We start from the raw sequence: 21,158 nt of genomic DNA, 5'->3' as shown, positions 1-21,158 counted from the left end.
TCTGGGCCTCCATAAGGAAGAGGAAAGCATATTGACCAAAAATCCAACAAAACGAAAAAAGCTTCTATAAGTCCATCACTCATTTCCTCTCATGCTGCCGGTTTATTAAAAAGATATGAGAGCAATTGGCTGCTAAATACATCAGGGCCTGCTGGCTTCTTTTTTTTTTTTTTTTAAAATTACTTGTAAATTTCAACTAAAAGTATTATAAATTAATTATAAGAACTTTATTTATACATAAATTTACTCAATTTTGTAAACTAAGGAGAGGTTATTATGTTGGATGTCATCATTATTGGTTCTGGGCCTTATGGAATTTCACTTGCTGCCCATGCATTGGGAAATGGTCTTTCTTATAAAATTTTTGGATATCCTATGGATTTTTGGAAAAATCAAATGCCGCAGGATATGTTTATCCGAACCCCGCATGATTTTGTGAGTTTTTCTGATCCTGAGGATAAGTGGACAGTACATCAATTTGCAGCGGAAACAGGGATACAGCTTGTGACTCCTCTTCCGCGTACGATTTTTACACAATATGCCAGCTGGTTTGCGGAGAAAGCAGGAATCATATTTACTCCTCAATTAATCACTCATGTTTCCTTTAAGGAAGGCATCTATGAAGTTGTTTCAGATTCAGGCGAAAAGCATTTTGCCAGAAATGTAGTTGTTGCAACGGGAGTTGAACATTATAAATACTTGCCGGAAATGGTTAAAAATTTTTCCCCGAAGCTGGTTTCCCATACTTCCGGATACACAGACTTCTCCGCTTTTAAGGATAAAAAGGTTATCGTGCTCGGAAGCGGACAGAGTGCATGGGAAGCAGCCGGTCTATTAAAGCGTGAAGGAGCAGAGGTGGAGCTGGTGTACAGAGCCGCATCACCTAATTATGCCGGAAGCAGAGAAGCTGAGATAGAACTGAGGGATCTGGGTAATGTATTCTTCCATCTCACTGATGATGAAAAGAAAGAAGAATGGGGCCAGTCGCCAGGGAGTATTGCCCATTTCTTAAAACCATATGTCGACGGAATCGTTACCCAAAGGGCAAATGTACAAATTCAACAGATAAAAGAACAGGATGGCCAGTTGCTGTTAAAGTTGTCTGATGGGACAGAAAAGCTGGCGGACCATCTCCTGTCAGCTTCAGGGTTTCATATCGATTTAGACAAAGCCTATTTTATCAATGCCGAATTGCGTGAGCAAATTGACAGGGAACAAGGTTTTTCCCAGTTCCCAAGATTGAGTGAGTCATTTGAATCGAATATACCTGGACTTTATTTTGCAGGTCCCCTTTCATCCCATAGTCATGGTCCGACATTCAGATTTATATTAGGCCTTAGAAAAACAGCTTGCTCCATCATTTCCGGCATCACGGAAACGAAGGAAAAAAAGATTGCATTGATATAGGGAGGGACTAGCATGAGAGAATCATTTCAATCCATTACCAGAAGCTTTGGACTGCTGAACAAAGTGTGCTGTTCTGTAGATGGAATAGATGTATCCGCGATTCAAAGCCATATCCTTTATGAAATAAGCGTCAATCATAATCCGTCCATGCAGTATGTCGCTGATCTTCTGGGTGTGGAAATTGCCACTTTTTCGAGGCAGATTCAGACATTAAGCAAAATGGGGCTGGTTGAAAAGCTTCCATCCAAAGAAGATAAAAGGGCGAGCATCCTTTCATTGACAGACTCAGGAAAGAAGGTTGCAGATGGCATTGATGAGCAGGTGAATACCTATCTGGAAGATGTCTTTGCCCGTATGAATGATTTTGAGCGGGATATTGTCCAGCGATCCGTCCGCCTTCTGGCGAATGTCATGACAGAATCCCCGGTATGCTGCGGAGACAGGAAAGACAATAAAGGCTGTTAAAAATTTTGCTTAAATAGAGGAGGACATATGATGAAGAGGGTTAATGAGGGGCAATTGCCTGTTGCGATTATTGGAGGAGGTCCGGTCGGTCTTGCAGCAGCAGCCCATTTAGTGAAAAAAGAAGAGCCATTTATATTATTTGAATCCGGTGATGGTGCGGGTTCCAGCATAAAGGAATGGAGCCATGTCAGAATGTTCTCCCCCTGGCAGTACAATGTGGATGCAGCAGCGAAGGAATTGCTGGAGGCATCAGGATGGGAAGCTCCGGATGATCAAGAGCTGCCTGCAGGCAAGGAGCTTATCGAGCGGTATCTGCTTCCTTTAAGCAGCCTTCCGGCCATAAAGAAAAACATTTTATTACAAGCAAAAGTCACCGGTATCGCAAGAAAAGCACACGATAAACTCAAAACGGGAAAGAGGGACAGCGCTCCATTTCAAATCTATGTGGATGTTGAAGATTCCACAGAATTATTCGAAGCGAGAGCCGTAATTGACTGCTCAGGTACATGGACTAATCCCAATCCTATATTATCGAATGGAATCTGGACGAAGTCAGAAAGAACGCTGAGAGACCGCATTCATTATGGTATCCCTGATATTCAAAAGCAGGGAAGCAAATATAAAAATAAAACCATTGCAGTGGTGGGCAGCGGCCATTCTGCCATTAACGGCCTCCTTGAACTGGCGAGGCTTAAAGAAGAATATCCTGATACAGCTATTCACTGGATACTTCGAAAAAAGCATATAGCTCAAGTGTATGGCGGGCAGGAAAACGATGGGCTGCCTGCCCGCGGAGAACTCGGTATCAGAATTCAGCAGCTTGTGGAGTCCGGGGCTGTGGAGGTTTTAACTCCGTTTCATATCAGCAAGGTGCAATCAGTCAACGGTAAACTAGCCTTAATCGGAGAACTGAATGGAGAAGAGATGTCCATTGGGGATATTGATGAAATTGTGGCAGGCACGGGGTTCCGGCCGGATACAGCATTCCTGCATGAGGTGAGGCTGCAGCTGGATGCTGCGGTAGAAAGTGCCGGGGAACTTGCACCGCTGATAGATCCGAATATCCATAGCTGCGGGACCGTCCGGCCGCATGGGGAAAAGGAACTGCGCCAGCCTGAGAAGGACTTCTATATTGCAGGCATGAAGAGCTATGGCAGGGCCCCGACTTTCCTGCTTGCGACAGGCTATGAACAGGTCCGTTCCATAGTAGCGTATCTAACCGGCGATAAAGAAGGCGCAAAAGAAGTGCAGCTTGAGCTGCCCGAGACAGGGGTGTGCAGCACGAATATCCAATCAAGCTGCTGTGTGTCTGACACCATGGCTGCGAGCGCCGGCCAGGAATCTTGCTGCGGACCTGCCGTTGTCGCTTCGCTGGAATTAAAAAATTTATAAGTCAGCACAAAGGACCAGCCAAACATGACTGGTCCTTTTGAAAGGGGAGGGCAGAATGCAGACTGACAGGCAGACTATAATAGGCATGGCCCTTTTGACCGCAATCTGTATGGCTGGTGATTCTATGCTTTATATTGTTTTGCCGGTCCATTGGAAAGAAGCGGGGCTTTCATCTTTGATCCAGGTCGGCGTATTACTTTCTGTTAACCGCTTTGTGAGACTGCCGCTGAATCCGCTCATTGGTTTTTTCTTTAAAAAGGTCACATTTCGAAATGCGATGTACATAGCTGTTATTTTTAGCGGCATCACGACCTTAGGATATGGTGTGGTGAAAGATTTTGAATTGTGGATTCTTCTTCGGTCAATCTGGGGGTTCTGCTGGTCCATATTTAAGATTGGAGCTTATTTATTGATATTACAGCTTGCAGCGGACAGCAATCGGGGCCAGCTCATGGGGTTGTATAACGGGCTGTACAGGCTCGGAAGCCTGTTCGGCATGCTTCTAGGGGGTCTGTTTGCTGATTTGTTCGGGATGTCAGCCATCAGTATGATATTAGGGTTTTCTGTTTTCATCATTCTTCCTTTCCTGCATCTATTTCTTCCTGAGGCTCTGCATACAAATACGCCAAAACAAACAGGACCAACCATATATGAAAATGTGAAGCTGCTTAAGGAACCAGAATTAATCAGGATTTTTCTGACAGCCTTCCTGGTGATGATGCTTCTTGATGGGATGCTGACAGCAAGCTTAAGCCATTTGATTGAAATTCAATACTCAGATCAAGTCAATATCCATGGGCTGGCCATAGGGGCAGCTGCTTTAGCTGGCATTATGCAGGCAATCAGATGGGGAATTGCTCCTTTCGTCGTGTCAAAAGTAGGATCTGCATTGGACAGAACAGATGAAAAACACAAGATACTGCTGTTATTTTTAGGTGTGGCTGCTATTCTTCTGGCGGTGATTCCCCTGCATCTGCCGATTGCGGTATGGCTGCCTTTTTTACTTTTGCATCTGCTGACCTCTTCAAGTCTTATTACCGTGATGGATACACTTATGTCTCAATATTGTTCTAAGTCTTCAGGGAAAGTCTTTTTTATGACATCTTATACAATCGTAATTGATCTGGGAGCAGCTGTAGGGCCAATCTCTGGATATTCGTTAGAAAAAGCAATAGGAATGGCAAATGTTTTTTGGCTGGCTTCAGGCATCATGCTGCTAATCATCTTTATGTGGAAATTTTTTAAACCCACAGAATTATCCTATGCCAATTGAGGCAGGTTAACGAAAGGTAGGTAAGCATGTGCGTGATGAGATAGGAAATCGCATCAAGCGGTTCAGCGAAACTGGCGTTTGAGTCAAGCGCAGGTCTTGGTTTAAGTAAGAAATGTGAAAATGAAGGCAGCTCCTGTTAAAATTCAAAAATAGAAAGCACACATCTGCAGTTTCAGATGTGTGCTTTTCCTTTGCCGCCAAAGCTTTTACACTTCAGGCATTGGGGTAGGAGTTGATTCAATCCCTGTCCCTTTATATTTCTCATCGATCATTGTACGGATATCCTTAAGAGGTGTCCCTTTATTAAACTCTGATTTAGCCTCACGGGCTATGTCTACACAGACCCCTCAGCCAAAGCCCATTGTATCAAGGGAAACGGTGCTGCCGCTGACACTGTCAACAAAGCAATTGGTATTGCTTTCGTGGCCATCTTCCTCGTAGCAGCCGCAATAGCATGGCATATAATTAAGTACCTCGGGATGCTCGACTGCAAACTGATAAGCTTCCAGTATTTCCGGGCTGTCTGTGTAAGTGGTCACGGCCGCCCAATCATTGCTTCCCAGGGTATAAGTTAATTCTGGAGCACCCTGATCCTTATGTTCATCTGAATGGCCTGCATGTGAGGAATCCTCCTCTGCAGAAGAACATCCTGCCGCAAGCGTAATAGCAGCAAGAATCGGAAAAATAGATCTCTTCATCGAACCTCCCTCTCTCTTTAAATCTTCTTTTACTATGCTAGCATACAAAAAAACCTCTCAATGAAACAATCCTTATTGAACAAATGTCAGAAAGGATTTTTGCTTTTTCAAAAAATAGACACATACTTCACAGAAATTTTCCCGGAACATTCAAACAATTATTTGACCGTTTGCCAATAATTGCATAAACTAATAATCAAATATATGTTTGAATGTTGGGGTGAAGCTATGAAGCAGAATGACATTTGTGAAGTAAAATGTGTGGATGAAGTAAAAGTTAAACGTATAAAGAAAAGCATTGAAAAAGAAAATACACAGGCAGTTGCGCAAATATTCAAAGCGCTGTCCGATGATACCAGGGTCAAGATTGCTCTTTCCCTTTGCCATGAACAGGAGCTGTGCGTATGTGATGTAGCCAATATTGTCGGCAGTACGACTGCTACAGCCTCCCACCACTTGCGCCTGCTGCGCAATCTTGGTTTGGCAAAATACCGGAAAGAAGGCAAGCTCGTTTATTATTCCCTGGATGATGAGCATGTGAAGCAGCTGATACGGATTGCCTTCGAACATCAAAAGGAGGTGGCCGGCCAATGAGTGAGTCTTTGGGGAAATCTATTGATAAAACGGTCTATAGAGTGCAGGGCTTTTCCTGAGCAGGCTGTGCAGCTAAGTTCGAAAAGAACGTAAAACACCTGGATGGTGTTTCTAATGCAAATGTAAACTTTGGCGCTTCAAAACTGACTGTATACGGAGACGCCACGATTAAGGAACTGGAAAAGGCCGGTGCCTTTGAAAACCTGCGGATCATCCCTGAGAATCAGCGGTTTGAAGAAAAGAAAGAGCCTTTTTGGCAAAAGCATTCTTATGTTATAGCTTCCTTCGTCCTGCTGATTATCGGCTGGGCAGCTGGACACATGAACGGCGAGGAAAGTTTGTTCTCTGCCCTGGCGTACGCAGCTTCAATAGCAATCGGCGGCTGCCGTCTTTTTATTACAGGCTTAAAAAACCTTTTCCGCCTCCAGTTTGATATGAGGACGCTGATGACCATAGCGGTCATTGGTGCAGCATTTATAGGTGAATGGGGGGAAGGGGCCACTGTTGTCATATTATTTGCCATCAGCGAGGCCCTGGAAACCTATTCAATGGATAAAGCACGCCAGTCGATCCGGACGCTGATGGATATAGCCCCTAGGGAAGCGCTGATCCGCAGGGGAAACCAGGAACTGATGGTTGAGGTGGAGGATATCCAGCTTGGCGATATCATGATAGTAAAGCCAGGCCAGAAAATTGCGATGGATGGAACAGTGGATAAAGGCTTATCTTCTGTTAATCAAGCTGCCATTACGGGTGAATCTGTCCCTGTGTCAAAAACAAAGGGAGATGAAGTCTTCGCTGGGACGATAAATGAAGAAGGTGTCCTTGAAATTAAGGTGACCAAGCGCGTAGAAGATACAACAATAGCCAAAATCATTCATCTTGTTGAAGAAGCCCAGGCCGAAAGAGCCCCTTCACAGGCATTTGTCGACAGATTTGCCAAGTACTACACACCAATTATTATAATGGTGGCATTCGGTGCGGCAGTTGTTCCGCCTCTATTTTTTGGTGCTGATTGGAGCGAATGGATCTACCAGGGGTTGGCAGTGCTGGTGGTTGGCTGTCCGTGTGCCCTGGTCATTTCAACTCCGGTTGCCATTGTGACGGCGATTGGCAATGCTGCTAAAAATGGAGTACTGATCAAAGGCGGAATCCATCTGGAGGAGATGGGGGGCATAAAAGCCCTGGCATTCGATAAAACAGGGACCCTCACAAAAGGGAGTCCCGCTGTTACAGATTTTATCCCTTCTCCAGGGACTGACTCCAAACAGCTGCTTTCTGCTGTGGCTGCCCTTGAGAACGGCTCCCGGCATCCATTGGCATCAGCCATCATGAAAAAAGCGGAGCAGGAAGGGCTGGACTATCAAAACATTGAAGTGGAGGACTTTGCCTCCATCACGGGAAAAGGAATTAAAGGCAAGATAGGTGGTGAAACCTGCTATGTCGGCAGTCCAAATCTTTTTGATGAAGTACTGCAGAATGGAATTCCTGAAGAATTAAGAACGGTGATACTGGACCTGCAAAACCAGGGCAAGACAGTGATGGCAGCAGGAACTCCAGCTGGAATAATGGGAGTGATTGCTGTTGCAGATGTGCTGAGGGAAAATAGCAGGGATGTCATTCAAAAGCTTCATGCATTAGGAATTGAGAAAACTATTATGCTGACAGGTGATAATCTTGGAACGGCAAAAGCCATTGGAGTTCAAGCGGGGGTAACCGACATCAAAGCCGAATTGCTGCCTGCAGACAAACTTTCCTATATCAAAGACTTGCGGGAGAAATATAAACGTGCCGGCATGGTGGGAGACGGTGTGAATGATGCACCTGCACTGGCTGCTTCAACAGTTGGGATTGCCATGGGAGGCGCTGGTACGGATACAGCTCTTGAAACGGCTGATATTGCTCTGATGGCTGATGACCTCGGGAAGCTGCCTTTTACGGTTAAGCTGAGCAGAAAAGCAATGACGATCATCAAGCAGAACATTACATTCTCGCTGGGCATTAAGCTTGTGGCCCTGCTGCTCGTCATTCCCGGCTGGCTTACTTTATGGATTGCCATCTTTGCTGATATGGGCGCAACATTGATTGTCACGCTGAATGGGCTGCGGCTTTTAAGAATAAGGGACAAATAGATCTGCAGGAAGCTTCCCAAGTCATGAGGGAAGCTTCCTTTTTTACAGGGAAGTGTCAAGTGGCCAGTTGCAGGTGCCTGTTATAAATAAGGATGAAAAGGGTACGGAACAATAGAAACTGTTATTGGAGGTTGATCTTAATGGAAAAGGTAGTAATTCTTGGAACTGGACCTGCCGGCCTGACTGCAGCAATCTATTTGGCCCGTGCCAATATGAATCCGGTAATCATTGAGGGCGATCAGCCTGGAGGACAGCTGACACTGACGACAGAGGTCGAGAACTTCCCGGGCTTCACCGATGGAATCATGGGTCCTGAGCTGATGGATAATATGAGAAAGCAGGCTGAACGCTTTGGTGCAGTCTTTAAGAGAGGATGGGTGACAGAAGCAGATTTTTCAAAAAAGCCGTTCAGGATGAAGGCAGACGATATTGGAGAAATAGAAGCAGAATCAGTCATTCTTTCAACCGGCGCCTCTGCCAAGCTTTTAAACATTCCCGGCGAGAAAGACAATATAGGCAAGGGAGTCAGCACCTGTGCCACTTGTGATGGGTTCTTTTTCCGCGGGAAAAAGGTCCTGATCATCGGCGGCGGGGACTCTGCCATGGAAGAAGCCAACTTCCTTACTAAATTTGCTGACAATGTAACCATTGTCCACCGCAGAGATGAGCTGCGGGCTTCAAAGATTATGCAGGACAGGGCCAGGGAAAATCAGAAAATCAGCTGGAAACTGAACAGGACTCCTGTAGAGGTCCTATCAGAATCTGATAAGGTGACCGGCCTTAAAGTGCTGAATAATGAAACCGGAGAGGAAGAAGTCCTGGAAACAGACGGCATTTTTGTTGCCATCGGCCACAGGCCCAACACAGGATTCCTCGGCAGCCAGATCGACCTGGATGAGTCTGGCTATATCACTGTAAAGCCTGGCACGACAGAGACCAATATCAAAGGTGTGTTTGCCTGCGGCGATGTCCAGGATAAAAGGTACAGGCAGGCCATCACAGCTGCAGGAACCGGCTGCATGGCGGCCCTTGACGCCGAAAGATATCTGGAAGGTGACGCCATCCTTGATTGGAGCGAAACCCTCAACCAGGGCCAGTAGAAGATTTTGCCTTTAAAAATGCTGGGAAATCAGCTATAAATCAACAGGGAAAAGGCAGGATAAAAGATGGATGCGTTATTTTATGAACCTGCTATAATGAGTGAAAAATCATTATTAGGGTGGTTTTGCATGGGAAATACAAGCTGCAGATATGTCATTAATGCTTCAGGAAAAAGCGGTGAAATGTATCATACAACATGCGAAAATAAGATGGAAGTCAAAAGATGGATCGAGGAAAACCAGGAAAAGATTCTGGCAGACAGAATAAAAGTGACTGACAAGAAAAAACGTCCTTTTTCCGGGCTTCTGTTTTTTATAAAATAATCATCCAGGGGGTGCCGCGATTGCCGCGGCATTCTTTTTTTGTATAAAGTTTTGTAAACTGGTGAATATAATAGCATGGTGCCTGTAGCTCAATGCAAAGAGCAGCCGGTTTTTACTACTGTGAAAAATTGTGCATTTTGCGGGTTGAAATCCCGCCAGGTCCATTGAAGCCGCATCCCTTTGGGGGTGCGGCTTTTCTGCCGGAAGCTAATCAAATGAAAATTTAAAAATGCTATTTTCAAATTGACATTGAGAATCAATATCAATTATAATAAACTTAATGATATTGAGAATCAATATCACTTAAAGCGGGACTGACCTGCCAAACCCCCTCTGCAGTCCCGCTTTAATACATATCTTAAAATTTTTGATAGGAGGGACTGATATGAATCATCAGTTTGCGGTATTGGAAGCTTTCAGGCATGAATATCCTGTCTGCAGTGCATGCTGTGCGGCTAAGGCGCCTGGACCGCTCGATTTGAAAAAGGGCGATGTTCTGGCCATAACGTGTGAGAAAAAGTATGTTGACCTTCTGGGATGGTTCTTTTTAATCAATATTAACGGAGAGCGGCAAGTATATATGTCTATATCTGACTTAGAAGATTATTATTTAACCGGAAAGATATGCTCTTTCTTTGACCTGGCATTAAAGATGAACCATTTGAGCTATAAAGTCAATCAGTCCCTGGACTGCAGGAATAAAAAAGAGTTTGGTATGTATTCTGAACAGCTGAGGCAATGGAAGGAATTCCAGGAGTCCGTTTACGAGAAAGATAAAGAAAGGGTATAAAGGCAGGAAAATGCGTCATTGATGCATTCTCCTGCCTTTTTTTATATGAAGCCTTTTCGGGGGGGGAGTCAATGCTCTTACACATCCCTCCCAATCCATCACAAGTTTATATGGAAATGCGCTGCAATCACAGAAATATAGGAATCAAATTCCTGGATTCCCTTGAAGTTGGACAGCATGCCCTGAATGACTGGAACCCTTGGGCTGCTGCTCAATATTTCCGCTTCCAGCACTTCCATGGACACTGCCAGATCTTCTTTATGCCTTCCTGACAACGCTTCCTTTTTCATGCTTTTCACCGCCGAAGTTAAATTACCCTTGTGCCCGGCAAGCATTTTTTTTGCTGCTTCCAGCAGAGCTGCATTTTTTTCCTCAGAGATGATCGGCTCTTCCTCGAGGATGCCGCCGACAATGCTGTCCATCCTTCGCATGATATATTCAGCAACCCCATCTGCTTTAAAGTTTTCAGGATCGTGCATAAGAATTTTAAAGAATGGGTGGAACATACCTTCGATCATCATGGAGAGGTCCCAAAGATATGGAGTGATTTTTTCACCATAGATGGAAGACAGGCCATTTCTGTAAAATTGATGCACCTCTATGATCCGTGCAAATATAAGTTCCTTTAGTGCTTCATCCCTTGGCAGCGCCTGCTCCCGGGTAAGCATGATCATAAAGTCTTTATGAGTGGCAAATGTATTGAAAAGGGAACCCAGCTGGCTGATGAATTTTTCGCGGGGCTCCAGTTCCCTGTTTTCATATACAAAAATTTCTGCATGCAATTCATCGAAGCTATTGTCGAAAATAGCATGAAGGAGCTCTTCCTTTGATTTGAAATAAAGATAGAAGGCTCCCTTTGACATGCCTGTGTCATTGACGATTTCCTGGATGGAGGTTGAGCTGAAGCCCTTTTTTGCAAATAGTTTCTTAGCGGAATCAAGTATCAGTTTTTCTTTTTCCTTCAATTGATCAGAACCTCCCTGTCTGGGTCTCTTAAAGCCATTTATAGATACTGCAGCGTTCTGCTGCCAGTCACAATATCGCCACATTTTAAACCTGTGGTAAAACTTGACGCATGACCGGTCAGTCAGTTATGCTAGGCACTGTAGTGACCAGTCAGTCACATCATAATACAAAAAGTCAATTAAATCAATTATAGCAAGGAGAGGAAGTATGAAAAGCATTATCCAGTTTTCCCTGAAGAACAAATTTGCTGTCTGGCTTCTGACAATTATTATTACGGCAGCAGGCTTGTATTCCGGGCTGAACATGAAAATGGAAACCATCCCGAGCATTTCGACCCCGCTTGTTTCGGTGATGACGGTCTACCCGGGTGCCACTCCGGAACAGGTGGCAGATGAAATTTCAGAACCGATTGAAAAGAGGGTCCAAAACCTTGAAGGAGTATCAGTGGTAAGCTCTTCTTCCTTCCAGAACGCTTCATCGGTTCAGATACAATACAATTTTGACAAAGATATGGATAAAGCACAGGATGAAGTGAAGGAAGCGCTGGACAGCATTGAATTTCCAGACGGTGCCCAGGAGCCCGGTGTTTCCCGCCTCAGCCTTGATGCATTCCCAATCATGTCCCTGAGCATCTCTGATGAGAAAAAATCTCTGCCTGAGCTGACTAAAACGGCTGAAGACCAGATTGTGCCTGCGATTGAGGGGATAGAAGGAGTTTCTTCTGTCCAGATATCCGGCCAGCAGCTTCAGGAAGCACAGCTCACCTTTGACCAGGAAAAGATGGCTGAATTTGGGCTTGATGAAGAAACAGTCAAGAACATCATCAAAGGTTCTGATGTTTCTTTCCCGCTCGGATTGTATACATTTGAAAACACTGAAAAATCGGTTGTTATTGATGGAAATATCGCTACAATAGATGACTTAAAACAGCTGAAGATTCCAGCTGTTCCGCAGGGAGCCGGCCAGCAGGCCCAGGGTGCTCCGGCTGAAAGCGGCCAGCAGGCTGCAGGACAGCAGCAGGGTGCTGCCCCTGGTGCAGGTGCACAGCAGGGCGCTGGCCAGGCTGGTGCAGCTGCGGGAATTCCGACTGTTGAGCTTCAGGATATCGCCACTATTGAAGTGGTCGGCAAAGCCGAATCGATTTCAAGGACTAATGGAGAAACATCAATCGGCGTACAGATTGTTAAAGCCGCCGATGCCAATACGGTTGAAGTTGTCAATGATGTAAAGGCACAGCTTTCAGAGCTTGAAAAAGACATTGATGGCTTGAAGGTAACGCCAATCTTTGACCAGGGAGAGCCGATCGAAGAATCTGTAGAGACGATGCTGAGCAAAGCTGTATTTGGGGCAATTTTTGCGATGATCATCATTCTTCTGTTCCTGCGCAATTTCAGGACGACGATCATATCGGTCATTTCAATCCCATTATCGCTGCTTATTGCGATACTTCTGCTGAAGCAGATGGATATCACGCTGAACATTATGACATTGGGTGCCATGACTGTGGCCATCGGCCGTGTAATCGATGATTCAATTGTCGTCATCGAAAATATTTTCCGCCGCATGAGCCTTAAAGGTGAAGAACTGTCAGGACGGGAACTGATTGTTTCGGCAACAAAGGAAATGTTTATGCCGATCCTGTCTTCGACCATTGTCACCATTGCGGTATTCCTCCCGCTTGGACTGGTTAAAGGCACGGTTGGGGAACTGTTCCTTCCGTTTGCTCTTACCGTGGTATTTGCCCTGCTTGCATCGCTCCTTGTAGCGATTACGATTGTGCCGATGATGGCCCATACGTTCTTTAAGAACGGATTGCCGGCCAAGCATCAGCATCAGGATGAAGAAAAGCCCGGCAAGCTTGCTTCAGGCTACAGGAAGGTCCTTAACTGGGCATTGAACCACAAAATCATCACCTCGGGGATTGCCGTACTGATGCTGGTCGGAAGCTTGTTCCTTGTACCAGTAATCGGCGTCTCTTTCCTGCCTGCCGATGAGCAGAAAATGGTGATTGCCACATACAAACCAGAGCCGGGCCAGACACTTGAAGAGGTAGAGGAAATTGCCGGCCGCGCAGAAGAGATGCTTCTCGACAGAGACGGAGTGAAAAACCTGCAGTTCTCTGTGGGCGGAGAAAATCCGATGAACCCCGGCCAGTCCAATTCCGCTATGTTCTTTGTAGAATATGAGGATAGCAAAGAGAATTTTGATAAAGAAAAAGAAGATGTGATTGAAGAGCTGAAAGGTTTGGCTGATAAAGGGGAATGGGGAAGCCAGGACTTCTCCGGAATGGGTTCAAGCAGTTCGCTTTCCATGCAGGTATACGGAGAGAGCATGGATGATATTGAGCCGGTCATCTCCGAACTTGAAGGCATCTTTAAAGACAATGATTCTTTGACAAATGTTAAAACAAGCATCTCAGATACGTATGACGAATACACGCTCGTAGCTGACCAGGAGAAATTGAGCAGCCTGGGGCTGTCTGCAGCACAGATCGGAATGGGCCTTTCCAACACAGGCCAGCGCCAGGTGCTGACGACGGTTGATTATGATAACGAAGAAGTCAACGTATATGTTGAAATGGAAGCAGAATCTTACCAGGATATCGATGACCTTACAGACCAGACGGTTCAGTCTCCACTGGGAATTGAGGTTCCGATTAAAGATGTGGTCGAAATTCAGGAAGGTACGACTTCCGATACGATTACAAGGCAGGACGGCCGGATTTACGCGAATGTCAGCGGAGAGATTACATCGAAGGATGTTGCAAAAGTTTCTGCAGATGTGAATGCGGAAGCTGATAAGCTTGAGCTGCCTTCAAATGTTGAAATTTCAATGGGCGGTGTAACGGAGGATATCAATGAATCCTTTACACAGCTTGGGCTTGCGATGCTTGCTGCCATCGCGATTGTATATCTCGTTCTGGTCATTACTTTTGGCGGAGGGCTTGCTCCATTTGCCATCCTGTTCTCACTGCCGTTCACGATCATCGGTGCTCTTGTCGGGCTATTGATTGCAGGGGAGACCTTGAGCGTATCTGCCATGATCGGGGCATTGATGCTGATCGGGATTGTCGTGACCAATGCAATCGTCCTGATTGACCGCGTCATCCATAAGGAACAGGAAGGCCTGCCGACACGGGAAGCGCTTCTGGAAGCAGCCGGTACAAGGCTTCGTCCAATCCTGATGACAGCCATCGCAACCATCGGTGCATTGGCGCCGCTGGCTGTAGGACTTGAAGGAAGCGGCCTGATTTCCAAAGGACTGGGAGTAACCGTAATAGGCGGACTCACAAGCTCCACGCTTCTCACATTGCTGATTGTGCCTATTGTGTATGAGAGCTTAATGAAGCTGAAGAGAAGAGGAAAAAAGAAAACAGCAGCTGCTGAATAAGCAGACTGAAGAGGCAGCGGGAATCCCCCGCTGCCTCTTTTTTCTGTTCAACTGAAGTATTCCATCTAGAGAAGCCCTAATAAAGCACCGCCGGCTGCCCCGGTTAGTACGACGATCCATGGAGGCAGCTTCCAGTAGGCAAGCATGGCAAAAAGGATGCTTGCGAATGCGAAGTCTGCCGGCGCCAGGATGGAGCTTGTCCAGATTGGATTGTAAAAGGCAGCAATCAGAATGCCTACCACTGCTGCATTGACCCCCATCAAGACACTGGCAGCCTTTGGGTTGCTGCGCAGCCTGGCCCAGAATGGCAGCGCGCCGGCAATCAATAAAAAGGCGGGGAGGAATATAGCGGCAGTCGCCAGGAGACCCCCCTGCCAGCCGCTGATTACGGCTCCGATATAGGAAGCAAAGGTGAAGAGCGGGCCCGGCACCGCCTGGGCAGCGCCATATCCGGCAAGAAAGGCTTCTTCAGTCAGCCAGCCGCCCGGCACAAACTCCCGTTCAAGGAGGGGAAGTACAACATGACCGCCGCCAAATACGAGTGAACCGGAGCGGTAAAAGCTGTCAAACATCGCAATCCAGTTTAAGGAAGTGGCTTCCCGAAGAACCGGAAGGATGATGAGCAGGCCGAAAAATAATGCCAGTGCCGCTGCGCCTGTCTTTTTTGAAATCGGAAATGGCATTGGTGCCTTTTTTTCCTGTGAGTGGTTTCTATAAAGGACAAAACCGGCAATTCCCGCGGCTAAGATAATCGAAATCTGCGAAATGGCAGTTTGCCACAAAAGGGCTGCTGTCAGGGCAAGAAGGACGATGGCCTTCCTTTTCAGATCAGGTGCAAGCTTTGACGCCATTCCCATGATGGCATGCGCCACCACAGCAGTGGCTACAATTTTCAAACCATGGATCCACCCGGAATTGGCTGCGTCCAGGCCATCCATGAGAAGTGCAAAAAGAATCAGCGCTACAACGGAAGGGAGGGTAAAGCCTAAGAAGGCAAGAAAACCGCCAATCAGGCCACCTCTGGCAAAGCCGATTCCCATGCCTACCTGGCTGCTTGCAGGGCCGGGCAGGAACTGGCAAAGAGCTACAAGATCAGCATAGCTTTGCTCATCCATCCACTTCCGCCGTCTTACATACTCTTCATGAAAATAGCCCAAGTGGGCAATAGGACCGCCAAATGATGTCAGGCCAAGCTTGGCCGAAACTAGCAGTATCTCAATAAAAGTATGAATGGTATATTTACTTTCTGTATTCATCTTTTCGTCTCTCCTTCCGTTAATCAATCTTTGATTTCTTTAAAAAGCTCATAAGCCTTTTTCCTGGCTTCTTCCAAAACCGTCTGCCCTTTTGGAGTAGCTGTATAGTACTTCCGGATTTTACCATCCACATTCCGGTTTTCCTTCATAAGCAGGCCATCTGATTCCATCCCGTGAAGAATGGGATACAATGTGCCAGAGCTTATCGAGTAGCCATGCTCTTTCAGCTCTTCCAGCATCCATGCTCCATAGATTGGTTCTTCCAATGCATGGTGGAGGATGTGGATCTGGATAAAGCCCAAGAATAATTTGCGCAGAATTTTATCTTCCACTTCCCAGCCCCCTATCGTTATATCGAAGTTCAATATCGGATTTCGATAACGGTAGTATAACAATATCTGAATGGAATTTAAGTACCTTTACATAATCTTTACAAAAAGATAAGGGAATGAAAGATTCACTCTAATTTTTTCCATTCATGGATTTGTTTATTAGAGGTAAAAATATATCCAAACATAAAAAGGAGTGAAGATCATGTTAAAAAAGCTTAGCATCATGCTACTCTGCGCACTTTTTCTTGGACAGGCTGCTGGAATGGTACAGGCAGAAGGTACGGACAGCGGACAGCGCAAACAGCTGACAGAGGAGCAGGTAAAGGAAATTGAGGCTCTTCAGGCAGATGTCCTGGAGGCGAGGAAAAAGGTCATCATGAAATATGCAGACTTTGGGGCAATCACTGCTGACCAGGCACAGGAAATGGTGAAGCATCTGGAAAAAAGGCACGAAAAAATGAAAGAAGAAGGCTTCATGCCCCACTGGCTGAATCGTAAGCACTGCCCGCATTGCCATTAATAGATGGCTTGTGGAGGCTGTTTGACTTAAACAGCCTTCTTTTGTAAAATAAATCTATATAAATTGATTTCCTTTTTTAAAAGGGGAGTAGCAGATAAGCACAGTCGTCAATACGGGCAATAGCCCCGGCTATGCTGGCAATCTTCGAATTGTTTGCGAGACCTTTACCACGTTTGTTTGGTATGGGTCTCTTTTGATTATTGAGGCATTATGACCAGGCAAAAGGTCATGATGCCTTTTTTGTCGTTTGAAGGATGCTGTCTGGTTATTAGCATCAGCTAGACTATTGAGAGAAGTTCGGGAATACATCTTTACTAGGAGGGGGCAGGCTCTGCCATTTTGCAGAGTCTGTAAAACAGGAGGAGGAACTTCTATGCCGCAGAAAAAGTATAAAAGGCTCGCTGAAAGCGTCCTTATTGCCGAAAATCCAATCAGATATATACAAAAAGACGAAGCCCTCCTTCATGCTGGAACGGGCAGAAGTGCAGCTGTTTTCAAGATTGCCGGGACAGAAAAGGCACTCAAGGTATTTGCCCCTGCTTTCAGCCACATTGCCCTGGAAGAGGCTGAGATTTATGGGCAGCTCGAAGGAGGCGTATTTTATCCGCGCCTGCATGAAAAAGGGGATAACTATATTGTCATTGACTATATTGAAGGTCAAACCTTTTTTGAATGCCTTACAAACGGAACCAAGATCACACCGGACGATATTGCAAGAGTGGATGCAGCGCTGGAGCTTGCCCGTGCTAAAGGGCTGAATCCTTCTGACATCCACCTCAGGAATTTATTTAAAACGTCAGCTGGGGAAATCATGCTGATTGATGTGGCAAGATTCAGGCAGGCCAGCTTCTGCAGGCAATGGGAAGACCTGAAATATTTTTTCTGCAAGTTCTATTTCAAGCCATTGTTTCCAAAAAGGTTCCCCGAACCTGTATTAAATGGGGCAGCTTATGTGTATAAAAGGTTATTGAAGCGGCGCAGCTGCTGACGGGAATGGGCAACTCTGGTTTAGCCATAGCTTACTGTGTGGTAAAGGCATAAAAAAAGCCAGGAGTTGAGATGATGGAAGAGAAGAAAGATTATTATATTGATATCGAGAATGGCCAAATCCATCCGGGAAAAGCAGAAGGAGAGGACTGGCAATTCAGGGTCTTTGCAGATGACGAGGAAATCCACCAGCTGGCAAAATATTTAAATATCAACTATGATGCGGATTTAAAAACATTCGTACGCTCACATATTCCTTTCCTTGAATATCATAAAGATCCTCAGAATGATGAATATGATGCCACGATTGAACAGGCATATGCACTGATCTACCAGCTTGGAGATGAAGAAGCAAGGGCGCATGTAAAGAGCATGGGCATCTTATCCGAGGAAGAACTGAACAGACGCTGATAACATCCAGGCAGCCGGAATTTGGCTGCCTGTTTGTTTTATTTCTTTTTAAAGTGGTAACAGAGTAGAAAAGAGAATGGAGGGATTCAATTGGAAAACTCAGTTTATGAAGAATGTATACAGGCCTGTCTTGAATGTATGGATGCATGCAATATGTGCTTTGATGCCTGTCTGAAGGAAGAGGATGTAAAGATGATGGCCCGCTGCATCAGGCTTGACAGGGAGTGTGCCGATTTTTGCGCGTTTGCGGCTAAGGCAATGCAATCTGACAGCCCATTTGCAAAACAGATCTGCGCTGTCTGCGCTGATATTTGCGAGGCATGCGGAGAAGAGTGCAAAAAGCACGATCATGAGCATTGCCAGAGATGCGCAGATGCCTGCTTAAAATGTGCTGAAATCTGCCGCAGCATGGCAGCGTAAAAGGAATGTGCAAACTGTTTTCCGGCCTCCGGGCAAAATGCCGGCTGAGCCTGGAACAGGCATTTGAAGTGTAAAAAAACAGATCTTAAGATCATCTGAAAAAGCCGGGCTGAACCGGCTTTTTTCATGAAGAAAAAAGTACAGGCAGCTGCAGACATTTGAGTTGATTTTATACCTGAAGGCGTATATGATCGAAGTGCCGATACACCAATCTAATGTGAAACTAAGGGAAATATCACCAACTTCAGTGAGGTACAAAAAAGATGATATATATGCTGATCGTTTTCTTGTTTTTGCTAGCGGTTCCTTTCTATAATCGTTATATTCCAGTCCTCAAGGTGCCGTGCCGCAGGGTGGATGAAATCCCCGGGGACCATGTGATCCTTGATATCAGGGATTACAATGAGGGCTATGAAGAACGGATTCCGGGTGCTGTAAATCTTCCTGTCCCTTATATTGTCCGAAATCTTGACGATATCCCTGCAAGAAAGATCCATCTTATCTGCGCCTCCCCGCTGGAGCGGAATATGGGAGTCCGTCTGCTTCAAAAAAATGGCTTTCAAGTGGCCGGATTCACTTTGTCCAATAAAAAATGTGGCGGGAAGGCGCTGGCCTGCTGCCATAAATATTAAAGAATCCCCCCACTGTGAGAATGGGGGGATATCTTTATGTTTAGGGTATTTTTAAAATATAAGTCTTCGTCTTGAGGCCCAAAAAGGATGTGGTGTATGCAGACGCTGGCACAGGACACCGCGTACTTAGTCTGCATGCCTAAAGGGTGATCAAGAAGCTTGCGTTTTAGTTCAGGCTAGGAGATGTGCGGAATCTTTATTTTAACTTCAAAAGATTGTCCTTTATGGGTATAATCCAGGAAGCCATTGTAGGAAAGGACAATATCTTTAATGATTTTTGTGCCAAGCCCTTCATGGTCCCCCTCCTTAGTAGACATGCCGAATCTTTCAAACAAGGAGTCTATGATGGACTGTGGGACAGGCAGCGTACTATTGGAGCAGGTCAAAATCATAAGTCCGCTTCTTTTGTAAAACTGGAGCCTTGCGTATGCATCATCAAAGCCGGAAGCTTTATAGTCAGCTGCAGCCTCAATGCTGTTGGACAGGATATTGCCCGCTAATGCCGCAATATCCTCATCTTTCATGGGGAGAGAAGACAGGGGAAGCTCCAGGTCGTAATGGATGCTTATGCCTTCTGCCGAGGCCTTTTTCTGCATATGATGCAGCACACCGGCAACAGGGCCGTTTTCCCCTTTGATGGCCAGATTCACTTCTTCATATCCGGACAAGAGCCCCCCGAAATACGCTTTTGCTTCGCTGAATTGCCCTTTATCCAGCATATATTGGACAGCCGAGACATGCTTCAGGAAATCATGCCGCTGCTTGCGAACAGCGAGATAGGTATCATTGAGCTGCCGCACCTCCATCTCCTTTTCTTTGAGGCGTGCACCTGATGATAAAATGATCTTCCCGCTGTACCATCTGGCTGTTTCTGCCAGCACTGCTGCTCCTGCTGCAGCTGCAATAGCAGCCTTTGAGCCGGACAGGACTGCAGCCAGAAGGACTAGCAGCTGAAAAACCAAAAATAACGCTCCAAGGGCTGGGTGGAAGCTGGAGGAGTTCAGTTTTACCGAAAAGAAAAGGATGGCAGAAAAAATCATGAATGCCAATGCACCTGTCATCAACGGCTTCCACTGCGGTGCCAGGAGTATAAAGCAGCCGGCTCCGGCAGCGGATAATAGCACCGAATACAGGAGGGCAGGCGCTGAGCTGTTTATCTGAGAGCGCAAAATCCATCTTCCCCTTTTCAACTAAAATAAAGGCATAGCCTGTTAAAAATAGTGATCCTGCAAAAAATCTATCTTCTCTTTTGTAATCATTGCCTTCTCTGTTGTCCCATCAAAAAAAACAACATAGGAGTTTTTGGCGTACAAAGAAAAGTTCTTTACATAATGGATATTGATAATGAATGAACGGTGCGAGCGGATAAAATCTCTTTCACGGAGCTCGCCTTCAAGCTCATTCAGCGTTTGGTATGTTTTAATTTGTTCCTGCTTTGTATGTATGGTGGTTGATCGGCCGGAACGCTCAATAAAGATAATATCTTTTTTCTGGATGATATGAATATCGCTTTTTTGCCTGAGAAACAGCCGGCCGGAAATTTCCGGTGTCCGGTTTTTTTCAATATATCGGAGGACGGCTTTTTCAAGCCTGTCTTTTGTGAATGGCTTCATAATATAATCATGGACATTCAGTTCAAAGGCATGGACCGCGTAGCCGCTCGTGCCAGTCACGAAAATGACGGCAATATTGAGGGCATACGTATGGATAATATCGGCCAGTTCGTATCCTGAAAGGCCAGGCATTTCAATATCGGCAATCAGGAGGTCAATTTCTTCCCTTTTGACCCTTTCATAAGCCTCTTCTGCAGAGGTGGTTGAAAACACAATTTCTGTCCCTTCCATCTTGGATATAACTCCGTACAGCTTGTCTAAATCAATCGGCCGGTCATCCACCAATCCCACTCTTATCATAGTTTCGCCTCTCGTCAATTAAATTACGTATCTATTTTACCATCTATTGGACAGAAAACATCCTTTTCACGACATGAAATGGCATTTTCGCGACAGAATCGAAGCGGTGATGCGATCAGACAGGTAAGATTAAGCTACAAAGAGAGCAGGAAAGGA

The 21,158-nt window shown here is 45.7% G+C and carries 21 protein-coding genes; 15 read left to right on the top strand and 6 right to left on the bottom strand.

Annotated features, from left to right (window positions below; genetic code table 11):
- Positions 1-276 precede the first annotated feature (276 nt).
- Genes RBB45_RS08065 through RBB45_RS08050 form a run of 4 tightly spaced genes read left to right on the top strand, consistent with a single transcriptional unit; the run spans position 277 to position 4,537 of the window.
- Entirely contained in the window at positions 277-1,407 is a 1,131-nt protein-coding gene (locus RBB45_RS08065; RefSeq protein WP_306009409.1) for an NAD(P)-binding domain-containing protein, read from the top strand.
- 12 nt (positions 1,408-1,419) lie between these two features.
- Positions 1,420-1,872 carry a MarR family winged helix-turn-helix transcriptional regulator gene (locus tag RBB45_RS08060; protein WP_009795074.1) on the top strand — a complete coding sequence of 151 codons (453 nt, stop codon included), beginning with the start codon at positions 1,420-1,422 and terminating at the stop codon, positions 1,870-1,872.
- A 27-nt stretch (positions 1,873-1,899) separates the two neighbouring features.
- Positions 1,900-3,264: an NAD(P)-binding domain-containing protein gene (locus RBB45_RS08055; RefSeq protein WP_224949887.1), complete on the top strand. Its 1,365-nt coding sequence runs from the start codon at positions 1,900-1,902 to the stop codon at positions 3,262-3,264.
- Positions 3,265-3,319: 55 nt separating this feature from the next.
- Positions 3,320-4,537 carry an MFS transporter gene (locus RBB45_RS08050; RefSeq protein WP_306009408.1) on the top strand — a complete coding sequence of 406 codons (1,218 nt, stop codon included), beginning with the start codon at positions 3,320-3,322 and terminating at the stop codon, positions 4,535-4,537.
- A 206-nt stretch (positions 4,538-4,743) separates the two neighbouring features.
- On the opposite strand, the gene RBB45_RS08045 is transcribed toward RBB45_RS08050, so the two are convergent.
- Entirely contained in the window at positions 4,744-5,235 is a 492-nt protein-coding gene (locus RBB45_RS08045; RefSeq protein ID WP_269147780.1) for a PCYCGC motif-containing (lipo)protein, read from the bottom strand.
- A gap of 228 nt (positions 5,236-5,463) precedes the next feature.
- Between RBB45_RS08045 and RBB45_RS08040 the strand changes: the two genes are divergently transcribed.
- The 5 genes from RBB45_RS08040 (at position 5,464) to RBB45_RS08020 (ending at position 10,175) form a co-directional block, all read left to right on the top strand.
- Positions 5,464-5,829, top strand: coding sequence for an ArsR/SmtB family transcription factor (locus tag RBB45_RS08040; RefSeq protein ID WP_009795078.1), 366 nt, complete (start codon positions 5,464-5,466; stop codon positions 5,827-5,829).
- Positions 5,826-7,961 carry a heavy metal translocating P-type ATPase gene (locus RBB45_RS08035; protein ID WP_148950893.1) on the top strand — a complete coding sequence of 712 codons (2,136 nt, stop codon included), beginning with the start codon at positions 5,826-5,828 and terminating at the stop codon, positions 7,959-7,961. The genes RBB45_RS08040 and RBB45_RS08035 overlap by 4 nt, the downstream gene beginning before the upstream one ends.
- A gap of 140 nt (positions 7,962-8,101) precedes the next feature.
- Positions 8,102-9,061: a thioredoxin-disulfide reductase gene (gene trxB, locus RBB45_RS08030; RefSeq protein WP_306009407.1), complete on the top strand. Its 960-nt coding sequence runs from the start codon at positions 8,102-8,104 to the stop codon at positions 9,059-9,061.
- Positions 9,062-9,190: 129 nt separating this feature from the next.
- Complete coding sequence (locus tag RBB45_RS08025) at positions 9,191-9,385, top strand: hypothetical protein (protein WP_009795082.1); 195 nt, start codon at positions 9,191-9,193, stop codon at positions 9,383-9,385.
- A gap of 385 nt (positions 9,386-9,770) precedes the next feature.
- Complete coding sequence (locus RBB45_RS08020; protein ID WP_306009406.1) at positions 9,771-10,175, top strand: hypothetical protein; 405 nt, start codon at positions 9,771-9,773, stop codon at positions 10,173-10,175.
- Positions 10,176-10,273: 98 nt separating this feature from the next.
- Here the strand turns inward: RBB45_RS08020 and RBB45_RS08015 are convergent, their stop codons facing one another.
- The gene (locus RBB45_RS08015) at positions 10,274-11,140 is read right to left on the bottom strand and encodes a TetR/AcrR family transcriptional regulator (RefSeq protein WP_101551047.1); all 867 of its coding nucleotides are present in this window, start codon (positions 11,138-11,140) and stop codon (positions 10,274-10,276) included.
- 208 nt (positions 11,141-11,348) lie between these two features.
- On the opposite strand from RBB45_RS08015, the gene RBB45_RS08010 reads away from it, so the two are divergent.
- Positions 11,349-14,531, top strand: a complete 3,183-nt coding sequence (locus tag RBB45_RS08010) for an efflux RND transporter permease subunit (protein ID WP_101551045.1) — start codon at positions 11,349-11,351, stop codon at positions 14,529-14,531.
- Positions 14,532-14,596: 65 nt separating this feature from the next.
- Here RBB45_RS08010 and RBB45_RS08005 read toward each other — a convergent pair whose 3' ends face one another.
- Together RBB45_RS08005 and RBB45_RS08000 are read right to left on the bottom strand one after the other, a co-directional pair.
- Positions 14,597-15,787: a chromate transporter gene (locus RBB45_RS08005; protein ID WP_094768341.1), complete on the bottom strand. Its 1,191-nt coding sequence runs from the start codon at positions 15,785-15,787 to the stop codon at positions 14,597-14,599.
- A 23-nt stretch (positions 15,788-15,810) separates the two neighbouring features.
- Entirely contained in the window at positions 15,811-16,119 is a 309-nt protein-coding gene (locus tag RBB45_RS08000) for a PadR family transcriptional regulator (protein WP_009795088.1), read from the bottom strand.
- Between the two features lie 202 nt (positions 16,120-16,321).
- Here RBB45_RS08000 and RBB45_RS07995 point away from each other — a divergent pair, with 202 nt between their 5' ends.
- The 5 genes from RBB45_RS07995 to RBB45_RS07975 all read left to right on the top strand — a co-directional run bounded on the left by RBB45_RS07995 (position 16,322) and on the right by RBB45_RS07975 (position 19,089).
- Positions 16,322-16,639: a YckD family protein gene (locus tag RBB45_RS07995; protein WP_306009405.1), complete on the top strand. Its 318-nt coding sequence runs from the start codon at positions 16,322-16,324 to the stop codon at positions 16,637-16,639.
- Positions 16,640-17,012: 373 nt separating this feature from the next.
- Positions 17,013-17,627, top strand: a complete 615-nt coding sequence (locus RBB45_RS07990) for a serine/threonine protein kinase (protein ID WP_009795090.1) — start codon at positions 17,013-17,015, stop codon at positions 17,625-17,627.
- A gap of 71 nt (positions 17,628-17,698) precedes the next feature.
- The gene (locus tag RBB45_RS07985; RefSeq protein ID WP_009795091.1) at positions 17,699-18,037 is read left to right on the top strand and encodes a hypothetical protein; all 339 of its coding nucleotides are present in this window, start codon (positions 17,699-17,701) and stop codon (positions 18,035-18,037) included.
- A gap of 90 nt (positions 18,038-18,127) precedes the next feature.
- The gene (locus tag RBB45_RS07980; RefSeq protein ID WP_009795092.1) at positions 18,128-18,457 is read left to right on the top strand and encodes a four-helix bundle copper-binding protein; all 330 of its coding nucleotides are present in this window, start codon (positions 18,128-18,130) and stop codon (positions 18,455-18,457) included.
- A 263-nt stretch (positions 18,458-18,720) separates the two neighbouring features.
- Positions 18,721-19,089 carry a rhodanese-like domain-containing protein gene (locus tag RBB45_RS07975; RefSeq protein WP_009795094.1) on the top strand — a complete coding sequence of 123 codons (369 nt, stop codon included), beginning with the start codon at positions 18,721-18,723 and terminating at the stop codon, positions 19,087-19,089.
- Between the two features lie 176 nt (positions 19,090-19,265).
- On the opposite strand, the gene RBB45_RS07970 is transcribed toward RBB45_RS07975, so the two are convergent.
- Positions 19,266-20,258, bottom strand: a complete 993-nt coding sequence (locus RBB45_RS07970) for a sensor histidine kinase (protein ID WP_022543541.1) — start codon at positions 20,256-20,258, stop codon at positions 19,266-19,268.
- Between the two features lie 42 nt (positions 20,259-20,300).
- A complete protein-coding gene (locus tag RBB45_RS07965) occupies positions 20,301-21,002 on the bottom strand; it encodes a LytR/AlgR family response regulator transcription factor (protein ID WP_009795097.1) in 702 nt (233 codons plus the stop codon).
- Positions 21,003-21,158 lie beyond the last annotated feature (156 nt).

The organism is Bacillus sp. MMSF_3328, from assembly GCF_030733525.1.
Lineage (GTDB): Bacteria > Bacillota > Bacilli > Bacillales > Cytobacillaceae > Bacillus_AB > Bacillus_AB infantis.
Note: the sequence above shows the minus strand (reverse complement) of the source record. Positions and strands in the feature narration are given on the sequence as shown.